The organism is Neobacillus paridis (genome assembly GCF_016765675.1).
Taxonomy (GTDB): domain Bacteria; phylum Bacillota; class Bacilli; order Bacillales; family Cytobacillaceae; genus Neobacillus; species Neobacillus paridis.
On record NZ_JAESWB010000284.1, the window covers coordinates 1 to 24,296 of the forward strand.

At 42.5% G+C, this 24,296-nt stretch carries 24 protein-coding genes; all 24 read right to left on the reverse strand.

Going from position 1 to position 24,296, the window contains the following annotated elements; all coding sequences use genetic code 11:
- Positions 1-279 precede the first annotated feature (279 nt).
- Positions 280-1,302: a serine/threonine protein kinase PrkT gene (gene prkT / locus JK635_RS18660; protein ID WP_202655490.1), complete on the reverse strand. Its 1,023-nt coding sequence runs from the start codon at positions 1,300-1,302 to the stop codon at positions 280-282.
- Positions 1,271-2,008 (reverse strand): vWA domain-containing protein, encoded by a 738-nt coding sequence (locus JK635_RS18665; RefSeq protein WP_202655458.1) that lies wholly within the window; start codon positions 2,006-2,008, stop codon positions 1,271-1,273. The genes prkT and JK635_RS18665 overlap by 32 nt, the downstream gene beginning before the upstream one ends.
- Positions 2,009-2,103: 95 nt before the next feature.
- Positions 2,104-4,578 (reverse strand): stage II sporulation protein E, encoded by a 2,475-nt coding sequence (gene spoIIE, locus JK635_RS18670; protein WP_202655459.1) that lies wholly within the window; start codon positions 4,576-4,578, stop codon positions 2,104-2,106.
- A gap of 303 nt (positions 4,579-4,881) precedes the next feature.
- Positions 4,882-5,310, reverse strand: coding sequence for a S1 domain-containing RNA-binding protein (locus tag JK635_RS18675; protein WP_202655460.1), 429 nt, complete (start codon positions 5,308-5,310; stop codon positions 4,882-4,884).
- A 95-nt stretch (positions 5,311-5,405) separates the two neighbouring features.
- Positions 5,406-5,789 carry an FtsB family cell division protein gene (locus JK635_RS18680; RefSeq protein ID WP_202655461.1) on the reverse strand — a complete coding sequence of 128 codons (384 nt, stop codon included), beginning with the start codon at positions 5,787-5,789 and terminating at the stop codon, positions 5,406-5,408.
- A gap of 15 nt (positions 5,790-5,804) precedes the next feature.
- Positions 5,805-6,437 carry a spore cortex biosynthesis protein YabQ gene (gene yabQ / locus JK635_RS18685; protein ID WP_202655462.1) on the reverse strand — a complete coding sequence of 211 codons (633 nt, stop codon included), beginning with the start codon at positions 6,435-6,437 and terminating at the stop codon, positions 5,805-5,807.
- Positions 6,434-6,736 (reverse strand): sporulation protein YabP, encoded by a 303-nt coding sequence (gene yabP, locus JK635_RS18690; protein WP_202655463.1) that lies wholly within the window; start codon positions 6,734-6,736, stop codon positions 6,434-6,436. The genes yabQ and yabP overlap by 4 nt, the downstream gene beginning before the upstream one ends.
- Positions 6,737-6,809: 73 nt before the next feature.
- Positions 6,810-7,088 carry an RNA-binding S4 domain-containing protein gene (locus JK635_RS18695; RefSeq protein WP_202655464.1) on the reverse strand — a complete coding sequence of 93 codons (279 nt, stop codon included), beginning with the start codon at positions 7,086-7,088 and terminating at the stop codon, positions 6,810-6,812.
- A 68-nt stretch (positions 7,089-7,156) separates the two neighbouring features.
- Complete coding sequence (gene yabN, locus JK635_RS18700) at positions 7,157-8,626, reverse strand: bifunctional methyltransferase/pyrophosphohydrolase YabN (protein WP_202655465.1); 1,470 nt, start codon at positions 8,624-8,626, stop codon at positions 7,157-7,159.
- 6 nt (positions 8,627-8,632) lie between these two features.
- Positions 8,633-10,264: a putative polysaccharide biosynthesis protein gene (locus tag JK635_RS18705; protein WP_235888216.1), complete on the reverse strand. Its 1,632-nt coding sequence runs from the start codon at positions 10,262-10,264 to the stop codon at positions 8,633-8,635.
- A gap of 230 nt (positions 10,265-10,494) precedes the next feature.
- A complete protein-coding gene (gene spoVT / locus JK635_RS18710) occupies positions 10,495-11,031 on the reverse strand; it encodes a stage V sporulation protein T (RefSeq protein ID WP_202655466.1) in 537 nt (178 codons plus the stop codon).
- 231 nt (positions 11,032-11,262) lie between these two features.
- Complete coding sequence (mfd, locus tag JK635_RS18715; protein ID WP_202655467.1) at positions 11,263-14,808, reverse strand: transcription-repair coupling factor; 3,546 nt, start codon at positions 14,806-14,808, stop codon at positions 11,263-11,265.
- Positions 14,809-14,954: 146 nt separating this feature from the next.
- Entirely contained in the window at positions 14,955-15,185 is a 231-nt protein-coding gene (fin, locus tag JK635_RS18720) for an anti-sigma-F factor Fin (RefSeq protein WP_202655468.1), read from the reverse strand.
- A 186-nt stretch (positions 15,186-15,371) separates the two neighbouring features.
- Positions 15,372-15,932: an aminoacyl-tRNA hydrolase gene (gene pth, locus JK635_RS18725; RefSeq protein ID WP_202655492.1), complete on the reverse strand. Its 561-nt coding sequence runs from the start codon at positions 15,930-15,932 to the stop codon at positions 15,372-15,374.
- Positions 15,933-16,063: 131 nt separating this feature from the next.
- Complete coding sequence (locus tag JK635_RS18730; protein ID WP_202655469.1) at positions 16,064-16,702, reverse strand: 50S ribosomal protein L25/general stress protein Ctc; 639 nt, start codon at positions 16,700-16,702, stop codon at positions 16,064-16,066.
- Between the two features lie 139 nt (positions 16,703-16,841).
- Positions 16,842-17,798 carry a ribose-phosphate diphosphokinase gene (locus tag JK635_RS18735; RefSeq protein ID WP_202655493.1) on the reverse strand — a complete coding sequence of 319 codons (957 nt, stop codon included), beginning with the start codon at positions 17,796-17,798 and terminating at the stop codon, positions 16,842-16,844.
- A 21-nt stretch (positions 17,799-17,819) separates the two neighbouring features.
- Positions 17,820-19,193: a bifunctional UDP-N-acetylglucosamine diphosphorylase/glucosamine-1-phosphate N-acetyltransferase GlmU gene (glmU, locus tag JK635_RS18740; RefSeq protein ID WP_202655470.1), complete on the reverse strand. Its 1,374-nt coding sequence runs from the start codon at positions 19,191-19,193 to the stop codon at positions 17,820-17,822.
- 195 nt (positions 19,194-19,388) lie between these two features.
- Positions 19,389-19,679, reverse strand: a complete 291-nt coding sequence (gene spoVG, locus JK635_RS18745) for a septation regulator SpoVG (protein ID WP_003347151.1) — start codon at positions 19,677-19,679, stop codon at positions 19,389-19,391.
- Positions 19,680-19,857: 178 nt separating this feature from the next.
- Positions 19,858-20,232 (reverse strand): 2-iminobutanoate/2-iminopropanoate deaminase, encoded by a 375-nt coding sequence (ridA, locus tag JK635_RS18750; protein WP_306792968.1) that lies wholly within the window; start codon positions 20,230-20,232, stop codon positions 19,858-19,860.
- Positions 20,233-20,234: 2 nt separating this feature from the next.
- The gene (purR, locus tag JK635_RS18755; protein ID WP_202655472.1) at positions 20,235-21,065 is read right to left on the reverse strand and encodes a pur operon repressor; all 831 of its coding nucleotides are present in this window, start codon (positions 21,063-21,065) and stop codon (positions 20,235-20,237) included.
- A gap of 113 nt (positions 21,066-21,178) precedes the next feature.
- On the reverse strand, positions 21,179-22,048 hold the full coding sequence (ispE, locus tag JK635_RS18760; protein ID WP_202655473.1) for a 4-(cytidine 5'-diphospho)-2-C-methyl-D-erythritol kinase: 870 nt from the start codon (positions 22,046-22,048) through the stop codon (positions 21,179-21,181).
- 418 nt (positions 22,049-22,466) lie between these two features.
- Entirely contained in the window at positions 22,467-22,649 is a 183-nt protein-coding gene (locus JK635_RS18765; protein ID WP_202655474.1) for a small, acid-soluble spore protein, alpha/beta type, read from the reverse strand.
- Between the two features lie 133 nt (positions 22,650-22,782).
- Positions 22,783-23,046, reverse strand: coding sequence for a biofilm formation stimulator Veg (veg, locus tag JK635_RS18770; RefSeq protein WP_202655475.1), 264 nt, complete (start codon positions 23,044-23,046; stop codon positions 22,783-22,785).
- Between the two features lie 296 nt (positions 23,047-23,342).
- Positions 23,343-24,233 (reverse strand): sporulation peptidase YabG, encoded by an 891-nt coding sequence (gene yabG, locus JK635_RS18775; RefSeq protein WP_438803841.1) that lies wholly within the window; start codon positions 24,231-24,233, stop codon positions 23,343-23,345.
- Positions 24,234-24,296: the final 63 nt, after the last annotated feature.

Here is a 24,296-nt window from a genome sequence, read left to right on the forward strand (position 1 = left end):
CTATTCTTTTGCATGAGGGCTTCCTCCTTTGGATTGGGTTTGGTCGACTATGATTCTACCAAGGAGTAGCCCTCTTTTTCATGTATTTAGCTTAGAACACTACCGCGCGTTCGCTTGGTGGCCCCTTCATTTGGTGAGCGATCTGACAATCCCTCACCAAATGAAGGGGTTAAATTTTGCCCACATTAATTTTACTCATACGTTCTCTCTATCAAAAGATTGTCCCTTAAAACTCATTGATTCCTTTAATACGATTAACTTCAAAAGAAGTTTCACTTATTATTGTAATTTTAGTACAATATACAAGGCATAGAAAGTCGCTACAACTACCATAATCAGAAAAAATTCCAGCCAATTGTGTTTTTTCTGTTTTCTGCGATATTGTTTCCTCGTCATTGGTTTAGAATCTGGAGACGTCGGGGCTGATTGTTTGATTCCAGCGACACTGTTTCCTCTTCGCCGCCCTGTTTTGCTATTAACATTTTCTCTATTGGGCTGATCGCTGATACATTCCAACAGGTCTGTTCGCATCTGCCCGGCGCTCCGATAGTGGCCCTGCAACGCCTTTATGATGACCGATTCATACATTTTAAGTTCCGGCCGTTGCCGGAGTGCCTCTCGGAGTTGGGAGATTCCGCCAGTTGTTTTATTAAATCTTTTTGGATAGGCTGAGTTTATCATCATCATCGCCACGGCAAATAAATCATAGGTTATCTCAGCTTTTCGCGAGCCCAGTCCCCAATAGCCCCGGTCATAAAACTCCGTAAATTCCTTGATCGACCGGCCCTGGATTGTTGTACCGCCAACATCGATACACCTGATTTTGGGCGGCGGTCCGGAAATAATTAAATTCTCCGGTTTTAAGTCACCGAACACCCAACCCTTTTCGTGAAGTTCAGCTAAATTATTTAATAACTGAAGAAAGAGAACAGGCATCCAGGCCTTCCCTTTTTGTTCTAAAAAAGACAGCAGATTGGGGCCGTGGATATATTCCATTACATAAAAAGAAATCCTTCCCTGGCTGCTTGTCCAATCATCGACATCAAGCAAAGAAGGCCCAAGGGAGTATGGCCCCTGGACCTTTGCAAAGGATTTTAACACATTAACCTCAGAGGTGATTGACATATCATTATCACTCATTTTCAACGCTACCTGCGCTCCCTTAAAACTGGCAAGGTAGACCACTCCGTTTGCGCCAAATCCCAGTTCCTTTATAACCGTATACTGATTGCCATGCCATTTCCCTGTTATAACCGTACCAGAGCGAACCTTACACTGACTCTTCAAAGAATGATTCATCATCATTTGACAGCAGGCTCCTTATTGAACGTTTTTGGTTAAACGAGGAAAGGGCAGTTCTGATCGCTGGTCCCGTAGGTGTAATGCCCCCGGTTGACAGTTGTGAAAAAATGGTTGCCAAACTTTGTAGTTTTGGAGTCCAATCGAGCAATTTTTCGACATAACTATTTTTCCCGGGAAATACATAGACGGAAAATTGGTTATTCCCTGTTCTTGCCGTTAAGCTTAAGGAAAGGTCAAGCAGAGCCTCTTTTACTGTCTCCAGCTTCTGCTTCATACTTGCGCTTGTATCGACAAGAATCAACACTTCTAAATCGACAGTTTCCCCTAATTCATCGACAACCTCCATCACTTCACCACGTTTCTCCGGAGGAAGGTCTTCCATTGATTGGGAACGCCCTAAAATTTGCTGCAGTTCGCGATTGACAACCCCTTGGATTGTTTGATTCATTGCTTTTCGGGTGACCATCTGAACCGTTTGCGAAAGCTGTTTCGCATAGACGATCTGGCTCACCCCGCCGCCTGAGGCGGCAATCCCTTCAATTTCGGTTATTCCTTTTTCATCAATGACGTCGTGCTCCATTACTCCGATCACATTAACGGTCAGACCCTGTTCCTTGGCGAGTGCAGCCATGGCAATCGGGTCCTCGCCTTGATTTGAGCAGCCATCTGTAATTAATAGAATCTGACGGATTTTACCTGTGTACATAACCTACTCCCTCCACAACTTGAGTTGCTATCATTTTCGACGGGGAAAAGGTTATTTATACATATTTATTGACAGAGCTGGATAAAATAAAGCAGTTATGCCTGACGCCTAAGCTTCTGAACCGGAATGGAGGCCCACTTCGGTGTATTGTGCTTAATTTTCGCTACTGCCACCGTCATATCATCATCAATCATATCCGCCCTGGAGCGAATCACTTCCTCTAAAATCAAATCAGCCACCTCTTGCGGATCATCGGTTTCCAATTCGAGCAGCTTCCGTTTCATCCATACATCATAATTTTCCACATGTTTTGGTCCCTCAAAGACCCCGTCACTCATCATGATTAACAAATCGCCAGCCTTTAACTGCTCAGCGACAACATCTACTTCAAACTCCTGAAGAATCCCCATTGGTAAATTGCTGGCTTGGATTTTTATTATTTTATGGCCTCGTTTAATAAAACTCGGGGTGGAGCCAATCTTCAAAAACTTGGCTGCAGCGGTTTGTAAATCAATCATGGCCAAGTCCAATGTCGAGAAGATTTCATCCGTGGTTCTAAGCGAGAGGATCGAGTTGACCGATTTAATGGCTACCTTTTCCTCAATCCCTGATTGCAGAATTTTTTGCAGCAGCTGGAGGGTTTCTTTACTTTCGTAATGAGCACGCTCGCCATTTCCCATGCCATCGCTGATTGCTAGCGCATATTTTCCAAACCCGAGTTCAATTGTCGAATAGCTGTCACCTGAAATTAACCCGCCGTCCTTGGCCGCATGGGCAAAACCTGTTTCAACAACAAATGCCTTGGAGGACCTAAAAGTGGTCTGACAAAAACCACCGGAATGGCTGGCACATTCCTCCTTTTTCACGACGATTGTTTCCCCCAGAATATCCGTCAGCATCGGAGCAATTAACTTTTCACATTCACCGTGGCCATTGCAGAATGGCACAGCCATTTCAATGTCAATATTACCCGGTTCCAAGCTATAGATTTCCACCTGCTCAATATGGATGCCAAACCCCTGAATCGCCTCAATGATTTGCTCTTCCTGCTTATAATAATTTTCCCGTTCCCGTTGAATTTCTTTTGCAAAATTATCCATCACTTCAGAAACGCCCATTAACTGATCGGCAACCAGTTTCCGGCTTTCATGAACTTTTCGCTTTAGCTTTTTACTGGCTTGAAAAAAAGTTAATTCCTGACTGATCGTGTCATAGACCTTTTTCGGACGGGAACAAAGCTTTTCCCATTCCCTTGACACCCTTAAGGAGATACTGCCGTCATTTTGATCCATTTCATGAATAACTTCCTCCATCGCAGTATATGTTGTAGCAAAGTTCTTCGCCCAGCACTGCTCCTTCTTAAAGCAGTTTTGACAGGTCTTTGCGGTGACATTGCCCATGAAATAATCAAGCTCCCGCTGGCCTTCATCTTCCTTTGAGAGAAGCTCCATTTGTGAAAAGCTCTTCGACAAGGCATCAAAGACACTGGAGAATTGCGAAACCCGATGCGCGGTCACATCGCGCATTTTCCGCATGTATTTTTGCTGTTCAGCTGTATATTCCGGAGTCCCGGGAATATATTTTGCCAGTCTTGACGTCAATGCCCTAGGAGTCAGTAGAAATAATCCAATTGCGGCAGCCGATTCTAGCAGCATCAGTTTTACCGACCCGCCACCTTCGCCGTACATTCCGATTAACAACGTAGCAATGAGTAATCCAAATGAAACGCCCACTTTTTTCCCTTCCTTTAACAAGCCACCCAGCACCCCGGTGAATGCTAACAAGCTCATGTGATAGAAACTGGAAATGCTGGCAAGGGTAAAAATCAGCCCGGTCACGACGCCAACTGTTGAGCCGACTGTGGCACCGGCAATGAAAGCAAAGATCATCACCAAGTAGCGGGCCAAAATATGTTCAATCGATAGATCGTAAAGCTTCCAGCCGATGGTGCCGGTCATAATCGATGCCAGCATGATAATTAAGCAAACGATTTCTTCCGTCTTTAACAGCTGGCGTCTTTTATATAAAGTGAATAACGGGATGCTTTGTAAAAAGATTAAAGTTAAAATAAACGCCAGACACGCTTGAACCCCCACCATCATGCCATTATAGATTGTTAATTGATGGAAAAGGATAAAGGACTCTGCCCATTTTCCAACACCGAGAATGGCGGCAACATAGAAAGGCAGTGCCTTCATTTCATTCTTAAGCCATTTTTGGCTGATTCGGAAGACAATCAAAAAGAAAATGGTGATTGTAAAGGTAAAAGCGGCGTTGGCTAATGAAAGAGTTGCCGCGCCAGTGATTAATCCTATAAGGGCAAGTGGTGCCCGATCCTTTTTAATGACATAGACAGATGCGAAAAAAGGTAGACTAAATGGGGTCAATTTCGCCAGAATTAGCGCGCGCCCAAGTAAAAATCCGATCATTAAGAGCAGAATCCCTTTTCTGATAAAAAAGGATTCCAGCTGAAATTGTATTTTCCTCATTATCTTCTGAAAAGCCATTTCTGTTGTCTGAAAATTAACTTCCCCGGGCGACTCTATTAACTCTTGTTCTACCTTTCCCATGGAACCACTCCCCTGCTATTTTCTAGTTGTCCCCTATTATAAAATTGCTAGATTTAAAAGTTTGTCAAAATTATGAACGGAATCCCCAAATTTGTTCGACTGTTTCTACTATATTCACTCATAATCATTCAAAACGAGGCCAAATTTGTGATTTAGGGTTCGCTTGTTTAAGCAAACGCTTTTTCTCCGTACAAATTTCAACTGGCATAGTCTGGCCTGAGCAGCTAGGCAAAAAAAAGACAGGTCGTCAGTGACCCGTCTTGTCATTCTGCTATATTCGCTTAAAAGTTAGCAGCAAGTATATTAACCTCGTCTGGCTCCTCTTCCGCCACGTTTTGACTCTGTATGTCGCTTTAGCGAAGATAGGCGGTCTTCACTGTCTTTTAAAAAGCGCGCCATTTTTGCTTCAAAGGTTTCTGTTCTATTGCCGCCGCGGTCATTGGCCTTACCATGACGAGGACGTTGCGAATGGGAGTTCCTTTCCTTAGGCTCTGGGCGATCCTTGGCCTTCTTAATGGACAGGCCAATTTTCCCATCCTTTTCAACATTCAGGACTTTGACCTCTACTTGGTCACCAACTTTCAAATGATCATTGATATCCTTTACATAATTGTCAGCAACCTCGCTAATGTGTACGAGTCCTGTTGATCCATCCGGCAGCTCCACAAACGCTCCGAAATTTGTAATCCCTGTTACCTTTCCCTGTAACTTGCTGCCTACTTCGATTGACATAAAAAAAATGTTCCTCCTTAAAAATTTAAAAAATCATACTTACTTTATATTATACAGAAAGGAAAAATTAAGTGTCAATAAGCTTAAGCTTTGGTTCATTTTTCCTTATCCTCTTCCGGAATATTAAAGATAATTTCATTCTTTTCCGAGAAAAAGTATTCTTTTCTTGCCAGCTTCCCAATATAATCCTTATCATGGAGTTTCACGATGTCCTCTTTCAGAATACTTTCTTTCTTCTTCAACTGTGATAACTTCTGTTCCAGCTTTTGCTTTTCAGCAGTTTTCGCTTCTATTTTTGCGGATTGGGAAAGAACACTGGAAATCATTAAATAAGAAATAACACTGGCCAAAACAAAAAATAACGAAAGCCGTCTGATTAACAGCTTCTTTTTCCTGGCTGAGGCAATTTCTGCATATTCCTGCTGCTTGAGATACGTTGTCTGAATCTTGGAAACATTCCTTCGTCTTTCCGCTCCCATTTTCCTTACCCTTCCTTACTCTTTTCTCTTCTTCCATTTACTTAACCAGTTAATCATATAATTCGTTATTTTCTTGGAATTTCCTGCTATTCTATTATATAACTTCTCGACTGAATTTTTAAGACCTTTCGGCAAAAGTCCCCATAATATCAAAAATATTTTTTCCAAAATTCCCAGGATGATCTTCATGATAAATTGAAATGCTTGGAAAATGAATTTGACAAGGGTCCACAGCCCCTTGCCAAATGCCAAAACAATCACCGAAATTAGCTGAATCAAACCAACGACCGGTTTATAAATGAGAAGCTGGAGGGACTTTTTAATAAATCGGTAAGTGTAAATGAAGATTTGGATAACCCCTTCGAGCAAGCGCAGATAGATGCCTTGTAACAAGCTCTGGTAGGCAGCAAATCCGCAAATAAGGGCAAGAAAAATATAGAACCGGATTTCTCCTTTATTAACAAGAAATAAAATATAAAAGATCAGTAATGCCTGGATCGCCCAAAATAATAAATCATTGATAAACACAATCCAAGCTTTACGTTTCGGTCGTTTTAAAAAGCGCTGATACGTGTCAAACATAGCACCAAACAACGACCCCATGCCAATCATCGAAACCATTGTTAAAAATTGCGTCGAAAGTGTCATCGGAATAACTTGCTAAAGAATCCCTTAGCTTTCTCCCCATGGTGCTCATCAAGGTACACCAAGTCATAAATTTTACCTTTGATCGACACAATCCCTTTTTCCACATCCAAATTTTTCATTTGCAAATTTTGCCCTTTAATCGCCAAAAACCCCATCACGGTTTCTAGCAGAAACTCTTCATTATCAAAGCTCTCCACTTGTTTGACGCCTGTAATATCAAGAAGCTTTCTTCCTCTCATGATCACATCATGATCCTGAATACTGTCTTTTGCTGTATTTGGCTCATATAATTGGCTCATTTTTCATCCCTCACAATCATTTGTACAACCATTCTGTACATTTTTATGTGAAAAATGAAAAATTAGAACCGGATTAGTCGACCGGGTTATCTGTCGGTCGAACCCTTTCTTCTTGCAAAATCGTATACATTTCGGCTGCTTCTTCTTTCCGGGTTGTCTCTTGAATCCGCTCAATTCTTACCGTCAATTTCCTTTGCCCAAGCCTTAGGGTTAATTCATCACCAACCTTAACCGTCGAACTGGCCTTGGCTTCCTTGCCATTAATCTCAATTCTGCCTTGATCCGATACTTCTTTCGCTAAAGTCCTGCGCTTAATTAACCGCGATACTTTTAAAAACTTATCCAATCGCATAAATATTGCTCCTCCTTATTTATCCCGCCTTAACAGGCAGTAAGACCCCCACTGATGGAAGTTTCACTTTATAGACCCTTTGCCTTCGCTTCCTCCCAATACCGATCCAGTTCCTCAAGCGAATAATCCGCAAAATCCCTGCCGCTTGCCTGCACCTTTTGCTCAATATAGCGGAACCGGCGGATGAACTTTTCATTGGTGGCAAATAAAGCCTCCTCCGGATTAATCTTTAAAAACCTGGCTACATTCACAATGGCAAACAGCACATCCCCGAATTCCTGCTTTGCCCGGTCAAGACCTTCATCCGTTCCATCCAGCTCTGCGGAAAATTCCTCAAGCTCCTCTTTTACTTTCTCCAGGGCGGGGGTAATTTCCTTCCAATCGAAACCAACCTTTGCAGCCTTTTTCTGCAGTTCATAAGCACGCAAGAGATTAGGCAACGAATAGGAAACGCCCTCTAAAATCGAAGCCGGTTTTACTTCACCTTTTTCCTGCTTCTTAATCTGTTGCCAATTTCTCACAACCTCTTCAGCATTTGCCGCCGACCCGGTACCAAATACATGTGGGTGTCTGCGGACCATTTTTGCTGACAGACCTTCAATGACATCATCAATAGTAAAATACCCTTCATCACTGCCAATTTGGGCATGAAGCATCACCTGGAGCAGGACATCACCGAGTTCTTCAATCAAATGATCAATATCACCGCTGTCAATCGCTTCGATCACCTCAAAAGTTTCTTCAATCAAGTATTTTTTTAATGATTCATGGGTTTGCTCCTTATCCCACGGACAACCTTCGGGACCCCTTAAGTCGGCAATAATCTGGCAAAGCCTCGTAAATGTCTTCCACAAAATCTGATCATTTGTTACAGGCGGGACATATACTGAAGTCAAATTATTAAGTGATACATGGCGATCCAATTCATAGAGCGGCACTTTGGTCAGGACTTCATCCTGACTGCCCGCCGCAGTTACAATCACGACTTCGTAATCATCCGGCAATTTTTCCATTAAGGTTAACTTAACATTGGAGGCAGAAAATGGATCGTACACCTGGGTGATGATGATATGTTGGTCGATTTGCAGCTGACCGGAGTGAAGTGAGGTTCCATCAAGCAGTTGAAACCCTTCTACCGGATCAATCTTTAATGCAGCCAATAAAGGATCGATAAAACTTTGCCCGCCGCCAATGGTTACTTCAATCCCCTGTTTCGGGCCAGCCGTCAGCAAAAGCTGAACCGTTTGCTCGGCCACAAGCGGGTGCCCTGGAACCACATAAACAAGATCAGCCGTTTCCGCCTCCTTCAGCAATATCTGGACAATTTCCTGATACACTTCGGCAAATTGGGCATGCTTTTCATAGACTGAATCAAAGGAGGTATAGTTTAACCCCTCCTGTTCCAGTTCGGCAACAACCGGATGTTCCTTTGTCCGTAAAAACAGATGCTCTGCTTTGATTAATTTGCGATACACGCCCAGCGGCAACTGGTCGATCTCTCCAGCCCCGAGACCGATGATTTCAATTTTTTTCATCATGATTTTTTAATCCTTTCGTGACATTAAGTACATGAGCCTGCTGCCAAATGGAAATAAGACAAGCTCATCCTTCAGAAACACATTTCCCCTCATAATCACCCATAAATAAGTAAATCCGCCGCCAATTACAGCTCCTAACGCCTCCAAGGCCGCCCCTGCCCGTCCAATATGGTGTGTACTAAAGATGACCCCGGTAACAAATAAGAAGGCCTTTAAAAAAACAAGCATCGCAAATGTTGCCGCAGCAACGATCAATAACAACCGGAATGGCAGCAGAGATAGGCCGACCATCTGCTTCAGCCTTAAGATAAAAACAAGACTAATCAATCCAAGTGTGATTAACGATGAAACAGCCGCACCCATGGTTCCGTATATAGGTATGAGTAAGATATTCAGAAAATATTTAAGCGGAAATACACAAGCAACAGCAACAGCGGGAAATAGCAGGCTGCCTAATCCTTGCATGATCGCAATCACCGTTAGTATGACCGAAGTAAACAAGATGACAAAACTAAGAATTCCCAGTATGTCCGAGCCAAATTCGTTTTCAAACAACATGATATTGGTTGGTTTGATGATCGCCCATAAGCCAAAGGAGGCTCCTGCCCCAATGACGATACTTAACTTTACAGCAAGCCGTATTTTATCATGCAAGCTGGCTGTATGATCTGCTAGTCTTTCCCTTGTCATCAATGGGACAATCGCTAGTGACATCGATGTTGCGGCGACAGTTCCTAATTGAATTAACGGCTGCCCGCGATCAAAAATCCCTTTCAGGCCTTTCGCCATTGACTGTTCGATACCGCTTGCAGTCAGTAATGAATAAAGATTTAGAGCATCTACCAGCTGTATCATAATCAGCAGCAGGCCGCTAATGCAGACCAAAAACCCCTGCACGGTCAGAGCTTTAACAATTTCCTTTATCTCAAGATAATAGCTGTGCAAGTTTACTTTTTCAGGAACAATTCGTTTCCATTCTTTACGTTTCCAAATAAACATAAACAAGATAATTGCGGAAATGATACTGCCGGTAATGGACCCAACCATCGCACCACTGCCCACCAGATATAAGGAAAAGCCTTTATGAATAAACAGACTGGCTAAACAAAGAATCGTTACAATTCGTACTGTCTGCTCACCTACCTGTGATAAGGCGGTTGGTACCATGTCCCCCCTGGCTTGAAAATAACCGCGTAACACGGAAACAAGCGGAAAGGTTAAAAACACAATCGAGACGACCTTGATTAAACTTGCCAGTTCACCGTCATTCATCCATATGGCAATTTTATCTGCTCCCAAATAAAGACTAAGAAAACAAACGAGGCCAAAAAACTGTAACGAAAAATAGGATACAAGCAAGAGAAAGCGGGATTTTTCCTCATTCCCATTTTCCTGTTGTTCGGTAAAAAGCTTTGATATGACTACTGGAAACCCGGTCGTCGAAAGGACAACGGCAATGCCGTAAAACGGATAAACTTGTTGATATATGTAAAAGCCGATATCACCGACAATATTTTGAAAAGGAACCCGATAGACGGCACTTAAAATCTTCGTAACGACGGCCGCAATGGTTAAAATAAAGGTTCCTTTAACTAAAGTCTGCGATGAAGAAGTCTGCTTCATTGGCTCACCTGCCATTTTTGAACTCCAATGTAGTATTATAGCATAGTTGGGATTTAGGGGCAGAAAAAAAAGGGCAGCTACTGCTGCCTTTTTTGTCCAGCTCCAGCTCCTATCACCTAGCAAACTTCAGGTCTCCTCCCTACGATAAGTCAACATCGATTTACTTCGTTCATCGTGTTTCCTTTATCTCAGTCGAAGCCCCTCCAGTTTGTACGGCGATGGACAGGCGCTTCCGCTTTTCTATTCTACTGTTCCATTTGTCTTGCTAAGAATCCCGCGGCGGTCTCAACCGCCTTTTGTTCAACCTCACCCAGCGTTCCTTCTTTTGTGAAAATCACTACTGCTCCAATCGGATCGCCGTTTGCAATAATCGGCCCAATTGTATATGATGAAATCGGCTCTTCATTCCCTTCAATCAAGGCGATATCACTCTGCTGTGTTACGAGAACGGAATTGCGTTCCTCCATCACTTTTTCCACTAATGCACCTATATTTTTATTTAAATAATCTTTTTTAGAGCTGCCCGCTACTGCGATAAAGGCATCGCGATCACAAATCAATACAGGATTACCGAGGCTGTCAAATAGGGCTTCTGCATACTCTTTGGCAAAATCGCTTAATTCGCTGATTGGTGAATACTTCTTTAAAATGACCTCCCCATCGCGATCAACAAAGATCTCTAACGGGTCCCCTTCACGGATACGCAAAGTTCTACGTATTTCTTTTGGGATCACGACTCGACCTAAATCATCAATTCGACGAACTATTCCAGTTGCTTTCATCCAATGTTGCCTCACTTTCATCTGATGATTTTTCAACTTGGCGAGAAACTATGTAACTGTCTAGCTGCAGCGCCAAGGCGCTGCCGCTTTTCTATTCGCCAACTTTGAACTTAGTATCTTTCAACTGGAAAGTTCTATTCACTATTTTTAAACAGACGGAGGAAATATTCCCTTTTCAGCGTTAAGCAAAAGCAACATTGATGATCATTGTCCAATTTCTGGATTACATTCTTAAACTGGGTTTTCCTGTTCCTTCTTGGCTAACGGTAACCCTTTAATCATTTCAAACACGATATGAAGCCATTGCTCCGTTTTATATTCCTTGGTATTGACAATAATTTTGAGCCTTTTTCCTTCCATGCCTGGAATTACTGACCTGCCAAAGCGGCTGCCAATATGGAATAGCTTGCTTCCATCCAACGTGTTCGTGATTTCTTCGGTTAATAAAATGGTTACTTCTTGTTTCAACTGCTTAATTTGCTCGACTCCATTTTGAATGGCAAAAACTTTCATTTCGGCAATTTGGAACAGATACGAAACTTCGGCCGGATATTCTCCAAAGCGGTCTAACATTTCCGCTTCCAGTTCTTCAACATCCTGAAGCGTTTCGATGCCCCTGAAGCGCTTATACATTTCAATCTTTTGGTGTCCATCTTGGATATAAGCATCTGGAATATAGGCATCGATCTCCAGATCAATTTCTACTGATCGCTTGACTTCCACATGTTCTTCCCCAAGCTCAGCCTTGCGCTCCTCAATCGCTTCTTTCAACATCTGCGAATACAGATCGAAGCCGACAGAATCAATAAAACCATGCTGCTGCGCGCCCAATAGATTTCCCGCACCTCTGATCGATAAATCGCGCATCGCAATTTTAAAGCCGGAGCCGAGTTCAGTAAATTCCTTAATCGTCTGCAGACGCTTCTCGGCAACCTCTGTCAACACTTTATCTTTTCGATAGGTAAAATAGGCATAAGCGACACGATTCGATCTGCCGACGCGGCCGCGCAGCTGATAAAGTGTCGAAAGCCCCATGCGATCAGCATCATAAACAATTAACGTATTGACATTAGGAATATCGACACCTGTTTCAATAATCGTGGTGCTGACGAGCACATCAAAATCGCCGGCAAGAAAACCTAACATCACCGACTCCAATTCATTTTCTGTCATCTGTCCATGGGCAAAGGCCACCCGTGCATCAGGGACCAGCATGGAAATTTCCTCCGTCTTACGTTCAATATCCTCTACTCTGTTATATAAAAAGTAGACTTGTCCGTCGCGGGCAAGCTCGCGTTCAATCGCCTCTTTGACAAGCGAACCATTGTATTCCATCACATATGTCTGCACAGGGAAACGATTCTCCGGCGGTGTTTCAATTACCGAAAGGTCGCGAACCCCTAGCATCGACATATGAAGAGTCCTTGGAATTGGGGTAGCTGTCAGTGTCAGTACATCAACATTTGTTTTTAGCCGTTTAATTTTTTCCTTATGGGAAACTCCGAACCGCTGCTCCTCGTCAATAATCAAAAGCCCCAAATCGTGATAAGTGATATCCTTTGAAAGCAGGCGGTGGGTTCCGATCACGATATCTATCGAGCCGGCCTTCAACCCTTTGATTGTTTCCGTTTGCTGCTTTTTTGAACGAAAACGGCTTAAAATGCCGATATTAATCGGATAGTCCTGGAATCGCTCCCGCAGTGTCTCATAATGCTGCTGCGCCAAAATGGTTGTTGGTACCAGAAAGGCAACCTGCTTGCCATCGGTGATCGCCTTAAAGGCTGCTCTAATGGCCACCTCCGTTTTTCCATAACCGACATCACCGCATAACAGCCGATCCATCGGCCGCGGCCGTTCCATATCCTTCTTAATCTCCTGAATCGAACGCAATTGATCTTCCGTTTCCTGGTAGGCAAACGAGGCCTCAAATTCCCGCTGCAAATCTCCATCAGGTGAAAAGGCAAACCCGACGGCTGCTTCCCGTTCGGCATACAACTTAATTAAATCATCAGCAATATCTTCAACGGATGATTGGACTTTCTTCTTTACCTTTTTCCAGTCACTGCCGCCAAGTTTATAAACCTTGGGTTCTTTTCCTTCCGAGCCGACATATTTCTGGACAAGATCGATTTGATCAATGGGCACATACAGCTTATCGGTTCCCTGGTAACGAATATGAAGATAATCCTTGTGAATTCCATTTATCACAAGCGTTTCAATTCCTAAATATTTTCCGATCCCATGATTGACATGGACAACATAATCACCAGCTTTAAGTTCAGAATAACTTTTTATTCTTTCAGCATTGGAAAGCTTCTGGCGATTTTTAACAGACTTTCTTACCCGCTTACTAAACAGCTCTTGTTCCGTAATCACAGCAAGCTTTTGAATCGGTAATTCAAACCCTGTTTGCAACGATGCTTTGATAATTTGAACCTTGCCCGGCAGCATTTGTTGATTAGCATCAGCAACGACCGCAGGAATTTCATAGTCTTCGAGCACCCGCTCTAATTTTTTCACTCGTTCCTCATCAGGGCCAAGAAAAACAACTGCATAATTTCCTTTGATCCAGCGGTCAATTTCCGACTTTAACAGATGCATTTGTCCATGAAAGTTCTGCATTTGCTTGCAGGAAATATTAACGATATTTTGCGGGTTTGTATTGGCGACATGACGTAAAAATAGTGACAGGTAAAGAATGGGATGCTCATTTTGCTGCATTAAGTTCTGCAGTTTATGAGATATCTGAAGGTCATGAATAATTTCACCTTCGCTTAATAGCGATGTGTACCATTCCGCTTCATCCTTGACAAGGGAATCATCCATTTCCTGTACCCGGCTGATTTCATCAATGACAACAAGGCCATTGCCCGGAAGATAATCTAGTAAACTATGAGGGTTTTCATAGGCGAGCGATAAGTACTTGAACACCTGATCCGGTTCTTGTTTGTTTTTTAATTGCTCGATTTCATAGCTGATATTCTGCGATAGCTGTATTTTAGCTTTTTCATCATTGATTTTTCTAAGGCTTTCCGCTAATCCGGATTCAAGTCCTGAAATAATCCGACTGTAATGTTCCGGCTCCAATAGCAATTCGGTTGCCGGTCCGATTGATACCTTGGACACTTTCTCTTTGGAACGCTGGTCTTCTAACGAAAAATAGCGAATCGACTCAATCTCCGTATCAAATAATTCTACCCGCAGAGGGGTGGCTTCGGTCAGCGGATAAATATCAATAATTCCGCCCCTAACGCTAAATTCTCCGGGTGTCGACACCATTTCTTGACGGTTATAGCCCATCATCACAAACTTATTTAAGATTTGATCAGGATCAATCTCTTCGCCAACCTTTAAAGAGAGCTGATATTTTTGCCATAAAACTTTAGGAGGAAGGATTTTCTTCAACCCGGCAATAGGAACAATGCATATTCCTTGTTTTTGCTTGCTCCAGTAATTTAAAACCTCGATTCTTTGTGCCTTTAATTCCGGACTGGCAATGCTAAGCTCAGCTGCAATTAACTCATTGGCTGGAAAAAGAAATACTTCCTTTTCACTTAATAGATTAACAAGATCATCATAGAGTTTTTGTGCCTGTAATAGATTATGGGTTACGAATAGCACCGGCCTGTTTATTTGTTGATAAAGTGCTGCTGTTAAAACTGTTCTCGAAGACCCCGATAATCCGGCGATTAACTGTTCTTTTAATCCCCCATCGACTCCAGCGATACATGTGCTAACATCGTCTTGATGGAGAAAAAATGACTTTAAACCTTGCAAGAGCTCTCCTCCTCCCTTAACAAATCAAGCAGAAATCGTTCTTATCTGCTGCTTTCCATTTTTCTTATTTAGTTCTGTGAGATTATAAGGAAATATCATTTACAAATGGCAATAGAAAAATGCTTTGGAGATCGATCCAAAGCGGATTAGTGTATAAGGAAATCGTATTGATGGTAATCAGGGTTTCGTTCCAAGCTTTCCTGACAGTCTTCACAAATTGCCCTTATCTGAATGTCACCGGATGGTTCATATATAACCATATCCTGTCTCTCTTGTTCTGTTAATTTATCAAGGCCAAGTACTTCCGAATGAACTGATACTTGCTCAATCGAGCCAAGTTTTACGCCACAATGACGACAATAATAATGAATGGCCACACCTGTCCCTCCCTAATCTGCTATTCCTTTACTAGTATGAACGCTGCCGGAGGAACTTATTCACATCTGATTGTTTTCAAGGAATTTTTTCCAGTTATATTTCTTTATTGTATGAACGGGTGGCCTGTATCATGATCTATTAGCTTAGCCGAAGGTGCCTTGAACAGGCTGGCACGGGAGTATCGATTACTTATTGTACTGATTCATTACCTGTAAAAAAGGCAATGTGAGCCAAGCCTCACAGGCCTCCGCACTCTTTTTTAGCGCCGCTTGGATCGCTGCGCTCTCGTCCGGACGGAATCTGCCTAAAACATAGTCAATAATACTGACCCCTGGTTCCGGTCGATCGATCCCAATCCGAATCCGGTTAAATTCTTGAGTCCCTAAATGGGCCACAATCGATTTGATGCCATTATGTCCGCCCGGACTGCCTTTTTGCCGCAGCCGAATTTTCCCAACCGGCAAATCAAGATCATCATAAATGATCAGCAAATCCTCTATCTCTATTTGATAGTAATCGATCACTGCTCTGACCGCCTCACCAGACAAATTCATAAAGGTCAACGGCTTTAACAACAACACCTTTTGCCCCGATGCCTGTCCGATTCCGTACAAGCCCTTCCACTTTGACTGCGACAGCGGGATGTTCAGGCGTTTCGATAACTCATCAATGGTATCAAAGCCGACATTATGTCTTGTGTGTTCATATTGCCTTCCCGGGTTTCCCAAACCAACAATTAATCTCATCTGTCCTTCTTTCTCTCCCTCTCCCGCTTTAACCTGTCTTTTCAATAATTTCCGAAACATCGCTATCTCCCATTTTAAAATTATGCGATAAAAGACGTAACCTGGTCCAGGCTACGTCTGTTTCTCTAGTTTTACTCTTTACCCAGCGGCTCTGTTTCTCTTCCTTCTTCATGAACAGGATGACCGCCTTCCTGCTGCTCACCGGCATTAATTTCCTCTTCCTGCTTTGGCGGCAGAATCGAGGCAATGACTGTATCGTCTTCGAGGTTAATCGTAAAATCACCTTGGTGAAGAATATCGCCAACTGTTGTGGTTTCACCAACCTGAAGGTTTGTCACATCCACTTCAATTTGTGGAGGAATTTGATCCGGCGTGGTCGTAATCGGCAGTTCATGCAGCACCTGCTGCAAAACACCGCCGTCTTTAACACCGGCAGCTTCTCCCGTTAAAACAAGTCTGACATCAACGGTAATGTTTGATTTTTTATCGACGGCCAAAAAATCAATATGAATAATTTGTCCATTGATACTGTCCGCTTGGTAGTCAGATAATATGACATCTACTTTATGGCCATCGACATCTAAAGAAATAATGCCATTTCTGCCTGACTGGCGTATCGTCTTTGTTAAGTCAGCCGAGCTAACAAACACCGGTTTGTTTTCAACCCTGGCTCCATAAATAACCGCAGGAATATTGCCATTATCGCGGATTTTTTTTAATGCTGACCGCCGCATATCCTTCCGCTCCTGTGCTTGTAAAACAGTACTCATGAGTTTGCCACCTTCCTATTTTTTTCGAAAGACTCTTTATAAATATCCCCAAAATAGGAAGGGTTAAACATTTTTTATCCACGAACGAAAGAAGGTAAATGACGATTCACGCTCCAGACCCTTTTCCGGACGATACTGATTAGTCAAACAAGGTGCTGACCGATTGTTCTTCGTGAATTCGGATGATCGCTTCAGCAATTAATGGTGCAACTGAGAGAGTCTTAATCTTGGCAATCTTCTTTTCTTCCGGAAGGGCAATTGAATTGGTTACAATCAATTCTTTTATTTTTGAATTTTGGATACGCTCAATCGCCGGGCCGGATAATACCGGGTGGGTACAGCTGGCGTATACTTCTTTCGCTCCGTTCTCTACGAGGGCGTTAGCCGCCAGTGTGATGGTTCCAGCGGTATCAATGATATCATCAATCAAAATGGCAATTTTCCCTTCGATATTACCAACAATGTTCATTACTTCTGCGACATTCGGTCTTGGACGGCGTTTATCAATAATGGCAATTGGTGTTTTTAAGCGCTCTGCCATTTTTCTGGCCCGAGTTACCCCGCCATGATCCGGTGAGACAACGACAATATCGCCGGTTAACTCCCGTTGTTTAAAGTAATCAGATAAAATCGGTACGCCCATTAAATGATCAATTGGAATATCAAAGAATCCTTGAATTTGCGGTGCATGTAAATCCAGTGTCAACACACGTGTTGCCCCGGCAGTTTCCAGCAAATTAGCTACCAGCTTAGCAGTAATCGGCTCTCGTGAGCGGGCTTTTCGATCCTGACGGGCATAACCGTAATAAGGCATAACAATATTAATCGTTTTTGCTGAAGCTCGTTTTAAAGCATCAATCATGATTAATAATTCCATCAGATTTTCATTGACTGGCTGGCTGGTTGATTGAATCACATAAACATTGCAGCCGCGGACACTTTCTTCAATATTAATCTGAATTTCTCCGTCACTGAATCTGTGCACGGCACATCTACCTAATTCTACGCCAACTTCCTTGGCAATTTCTTGTGCCAAGGGTATGTTCGAATTTAAACTGAACAACTTTATTTTTGGATCTAAATATTGATTTGACATCATGAGCCTCCGTAATTGGTCTTATTTCTTAAGCTTAAGTTTGTCTACATAGTTTTCCTTGTTTTCTTGCCGTGCACGCGCAATCGATAGTGCATTTCCAGGTACATTCTTCGTGATCGTCGAACCTGCGGCTACATACGCTCCTTTACCAATCGTGACTGGAGCCACCAAGTTCGAGTTACAGCCAATAAACACATCATCTTCAATTTTCGTTAAATATTTATTTTTTCCATCATAATTAACCGTAATCGAGCCACAGCCTATATTCACGCCGCTGCCCACTTCTGCATCGCCAATATAACTGAGATGGGAGGCTTTGCTGCCTTGCCCAAAAACAGACTTTTTAATTTCAACAAAGTTTCCAATTTTGACATCATCGTAAATATTGGAGTCTGGACGAATATGGGCAAATGGACCAATATTAACCCGTGACCCAATCGAGCTGCAAAAAGCAGCTGATTGCCGAACCACTGTGTGATCGCCAATTTGACACGACTCTATTTCTGAATATGGACCAATTTGGCAGTCTTCGCCAATCAATGTCTTTCCTTTTAACATCGTTCCCGGATATATAACCGTATCCTGACCGATCGTCACATCCGCTTCAATATAAGTGTTAGCCGGGTCGATAATGGTTACACCATTACGCATATGCTGTTCATTAATGCGGGAGCGCATAATCCGCTCTGCTTCCGCCAAGGCTACCCGATCATTGACACCTAAAGTTTCGTCTAAATCATTGGTTTGATAGGCCGAAACCACTTCACCCTGATTTTTTAGAATTTCAATAACATCCGGTAAATAATATTCCCCTTGAACATTGTCGTTAGAAACATGCTTTAAAGCATCAAATAAGGTAATATTATCAAAACAATAGGTTCCCGTATTAATTTCGTTAATAGTCCGTTCAGCCTCAGTAGCATCCTTGTGCTCGACTATTTTTTCCACGAGCCCATGATCATTACGTACAATGCGGCCATAGCCTGTCGGGTCTGCTATTCTGGCCGTAAGGATGGTGGCTTTTGCATTTGTGTCCTCATGATGTTTAAAAAGTGCTTCCATCGTTTCCGCCTTCATTAACGGGGTATCCCCACAAACAACAATGGTCACTCCTTCTTTCCCGGCCAAACGGCTTCCAGCCTGCATGACAGCATGTGCTGTTCCAAGCTGCACCTCCTGTAAGGCATAGCTGGAGGTTTCACCTAATTGTGCCTTAACCTGCTCAGCACCGTGGCCAATGATCGTCACCATTTCCTCAATGTTAAGCATTTGGACCTGATCCACTACGTGCTGGACCATTGGCTTACCACATACCGGATGCAGCACTTTATAAAGCTTTGATTTCATCCGCGTTCCTTGTCCTGCGGCTAAAATCACAGCATAACGATTAGACATGGACAATCCTCCAATATCTTTTTATCCTTTTTACCCATTATAAAATATTATCGTAAACAGGGATTCATTTCAAGAAGAACAGTGGGAGGTTTATTTTGTCAAATATACAGAGAACGTAGAGGAAATGATCGAGGATTTGGTTTTTCCAATATAAAAAGAGCCTTCAGCGAAGAAAGGCCCTAGTTGTTTTCAATCTCAGGAAGCTCCGGCTTCTTCAAATTCCACTTCTAACTCACCAAGGCGGTGGTACTCAGCCAAAACAGCTTCTTGGATTTTCCCGCGCGTTCCTGAATTGATTGGATGGGCAATATCACGAAATTCCCCATCAGGAGTGCGCTTGCTTGGCATTGCCACAAATAAACCGTTGTTCCCGTCAATAACTCTGATGTCATGAACAACAAATTCATTATCTAAAGTGATTGAAGCAATTGCCCGCATACGTCCATCAGTATTAACGCGGCGTAGTCTTACGTCAGTTACTTCCATGTGCTCACACCCTTTTCCTTTTGATAACAAGCTAGTTTAATAATTCCACAAAACCCCGCGGATTCCTTCCTTATTTGAAAAATTTTTTGAAAAATAAGGGCTCAATAGTGAACTTATGTAAAAACGGGCATTTTTTAACATTTGCAATAAAAAAATCTCAACAATCGTATTTATCTTACTATTTAACTAATGCGATTACCTCAATTTCAATTAGGACATCTTTGGGCAGGCGGGCTACTTCCACGCAGGAACGTGCCGGTTTATGGACTGAAAAATATTCCCCATACACTTCATTAACTGCGGCAAATTCATCCATATTTTTAATAAATACAGTTGCTTTGACAACCGTCTCCAATGAGCCACCTGCTGCTTCAAGCACTGCCTTCAGATTACGGAATACCTGGTGAGTTTGTTCTTTAATGCCACCTGAGATTAGTGTTCCTTCTGGTGTCAAGGGTATTTGCCCGGAACTGTAGAACATATTGTTAACAATTATTCCTTGTGAATATGGACCAATCGCAGCCGGTGCTTGATTAGTTTGAACGTATTTCAATTTCATTTCCCCCCATTTTTAATAAAATAATTTCCTTCATGGACCTTTATCTTTTTTTCCTTTACGTCAACATTTGATAGTCTCACAAGGGAAAGATAGTCATCGACTAACCGCTCTTCCGTTTCTTCTGCCTCAACTAAAACGGCAATCCCGGCAACATGGGCATTAAATTCCTCCAGCATGCTGATCATTCCCATGACCGTGCCGCCAGCCTTCATAAAATCATCGACAATTAATACGCGTGATCCTTGTTTCATACTCCGCTTCGAAAGGACCATTGTTTGAATTCGCTTTGCCGAACCAGAAACATAATTGATGCTAACGGTTGGCCCTTCGGTTACTTTGCTATCCCGTCTTACCATAATAACCGGTACATTCAATTGACTGGCAACAGCGTAAGCAAGTGGAATTCCTTTTGTAGCAATTGTCATGACCACATCAATATCGGTCTCGGCATAGGCTGAGGCAATAATTCGTCCGGCCTTTTGGACAATCGTAGGATTGCCTAAAATATCGGTCATATATAAATATCCACCTGGTAACAGCCGTTCAGGGTCAGCAATCAACTCGCAAAGCTCCTGCACAAAAGGTTTTGCTTCCTCCATACTGACTTTTACAAAAAATTTGACACCCCCGGCCGCCCCGGAAACGGTTTGCAATGTGCCGATTCCTCTTTGCTCAAATGTTTCTTTAACAATCGCCAAATCCTCACTGATGGATGACTTGGCAGAAGAATAGCGTTCAGCAAAAAAGGTGAGCGGCACCAGCTCACGCGGATGATCCAGTAAATAATTCGTCATATCAATAAGACGTTCACTGCGGCGAAACTTCATAACAACCCCCCCAAAAACCGGTATGGCAAATACAAAAGATCTTTTGTGACGTACTGCCCATTTTCCCGCCAAAACCGTATATTCTAATTAAAGAATACTATTATTGTGCGGTTTTAATCAAGCGAATGTCGTTCACCCAGCATTCTTACCGCAAAAACTTGATCACAAAAACCTCTTAATCCGTTGTAAATCCGGTGCATTCTGGAATCATGCTGCACCAGTCCAAAAACCGTTGGACCGCTGCCGCTCATAAGAACAGCATCCGCGCCGAATCGCTTCATTTGATCCTTGATCTGGGCTACCTCCGGATGAAGATTTAATGTTACATCCTCCAAAACATTGCCGACATTTGCACAAACCTGTTGATAATCATGCTGATGAATCGCGTTAATCATGGCAGCAATATTGGGATGCCCACACCCATTTATGTTTAGCCGGCGATAGACTTCAGCGGTTGAAACACCTATGAATGGCTTTGCTAAGATGACCCAGCAGGTAGGGGGAGCAGGCAACTCTGTAATCGATTCCCCCCTGCCTTTTGCCAACGCTGTGCCGCCATAAACACAAAAAGAGACATCAGATCCAATTTCACTGCCAAGTTTGGCTAATTCATCCAACGTCAAACCAAGTCCCCACAGTTTATTTAACCCTCTTAACGTTGCTGCAGCATCACTGCTTCCACCGGCAAGCCCGGCAGCTACCGGGATGATCTTCTCAATCGTGATGACGACACCTTTTTTTACCTGATATCGATCCTTTAACAGCTGTGCTGCTTGAAAGGCCAAATTTCGCTGATCATCAGGTACATAGCGATTATGGGAAAGAATATGTATTTTATCGTCATTTGTTAATGCCAGCTCTACCCGATCAGCCAGATCAATGGTAGTCATAATCATTTCAACCTCATGATACCCATCAGGCCGTTTATATAAAACATCCAATGCTAAATTTATTTTAGCCGGTGCTTTGACTAAAAGCTTCACGCTTGTCCACCTACTTTATCGTTCGTTCCTTAATCCAGCTCCACAAGGAATGCTTCATCAGAATTATCATCGCACGAAGAAAAAGCGTTAGCTTTTTCAAGGAGCGCCTATCCCCTCGAGGTCAAATAACCTTCGACCTAAAAAGTCAAAAAACGGACTTTTAGAACATTTGCTTGTTGGGGCTGACCGAGGCGCTTGCGCTTTTTACTTCGTTTCCACATTTTGTCCTATTTTACCACAAAACGAACCATGTAAGACGTATTTTATGATTGATATCCTGTGAAAAATAATATTCTAATGGTTGCTGTTGTTGCAAATCAGACAAATTTAAAGGTCAGAAGGAAATTCCTCCTGACCTGACTGTGGTATATTGTTTGTTTATTTTCAAAAGCAGTGATTTCCTTGAAAAGGCCTAAGATTATTGAGAACTCCTGTTGGCTATTTGCTGCTCCGCGAGTTCAATGGCACGTTTCACCATATTTCCCGCATCTCTGGCACGAATACCGCCCCAGCCTTCATTTTGAACAACATCGTAGAAACCAAGATCCTTTGCCAGCTCTTCCTTAAACCTTTCGGACATAATACCTCTTCTTCTGCCCATCTAAACAACCCCTTTCATACCACAGTATCTTTAGTATAGGGGGATGCAGCTGCTTTCATGATGTCCAAAAATTTCCTGTAAATAGCAAAAGCAGTAAACATGCGCAAGTTTACTGCTATCCATTGCCCATAGCCTAGCTTAGAGCTGCACGTCCTGCTGTATCTTCATAGAAGGTAATTTGAACCGTTTCTGTTAGCACATCAGCGTAACTATAAGAAACACGTTCAAAAGCATTTTCCTCCTGATCCAACTCAATTACAAAAACAGAAGGGTAAGTTTCGGCAAGAACACCCGAACGTTCAATCGTTTTCCGGCGTCCTCCGTTTGCCTTCAGCAACAATCTTTTCCCTAAATTTGAATCAAGGGCTTTTTTAATATCCGCCAAGGTTTTTGTCATTCGGTCCACCTCACTAATGTAAAGTATAACAAACTGACACAGTTTTGTCAAACAAAAATATAAATTATATCAGTCCAACAAAAAGTTTGTCAATATATTTTATCCTATTTTTTATTTCTAATTTTCAACATTTCTTATCATTGCCTTAATATCGCTAAATATGTATAATTACAAAAATAAAATCAAAAGATAAAGGGCGGAGTGCCTAAAAGCTGGACTAAACTCGATATATGAATAATTACTATTCAAGCTGAAGCCATCTTAATACTGTAGCACTCGGCCCTTTTTTCCTATAGCTAATTTTCATCCTGAATCGGGTTAAAAGGCATTCCGGTCCTTAGGACACCTCTCGTTTCAATTCCCCCTAATCCCTTCGCACCCGTTAAGGTATTTCGTAACACGTCCCAAACGTTAATCCGCTCCATAAATGGAGTAAAGCTGATTTTTGCCACAATATAAACCGGATCCAGTGCATGAATGTTAATTCTTGAAGGAGAACTGGCAAAGTTTGCACCAGCATGAATCAACGACTCAAAATGAGATTGACATGCTCCGGCGAAAATCACCAATTGATCCAAATGGGGTACCTTTTTCCTCGCCTCTTTAACCGTTTGCACGAAATGTTTTGAATGACGATAGGCATTAATATCGGACATTTTCCCCTTCGCTTTGGAATAAGCGTCATGGCCGGTAATCACCAAAATATCTGGACGGTAATAGTCAATTAATCCGCCAATTTTCAGCGCCATTTCCTTTTCATTACAGTGAAATCCTAAAACAGGAACACCTATTTTCTCATATAAAGCCATACATTTTTTTAAGTAAGCCGGGTCCCCGTCTAAATGAAGCACCTTCCCTGGAATTTGAAAATAGTTACTTGGCTTGACATACCCGCCTGTCACTTCATATTCCTGTCTCTCCCGCAGCAGATCAACATCCTGTGTAAACAGCTTGAGCGATTGTTCTTCAAGTGTCCGATATTCCTTCGTTATCTTTTGTCTCTCCGTTTGATTGATGGCGACCAAATCCTCATATGGTGCATCAGCAACTAGGCGAAAATCTTCCCCAAATAAGAACGCAACCTTCCGGCCATCTATCATTTGTATATCGATAACACGAAAGAGAAGATCACAATTATATGAACGTCTTCCGACAATATCATTTATTTTTATATCCACTGCCGTCACTCCAAATTAGACCAGCAAATCAGGCCTTGAATAAGGTTTCTTTTCATAGGCTATGCATAGAAG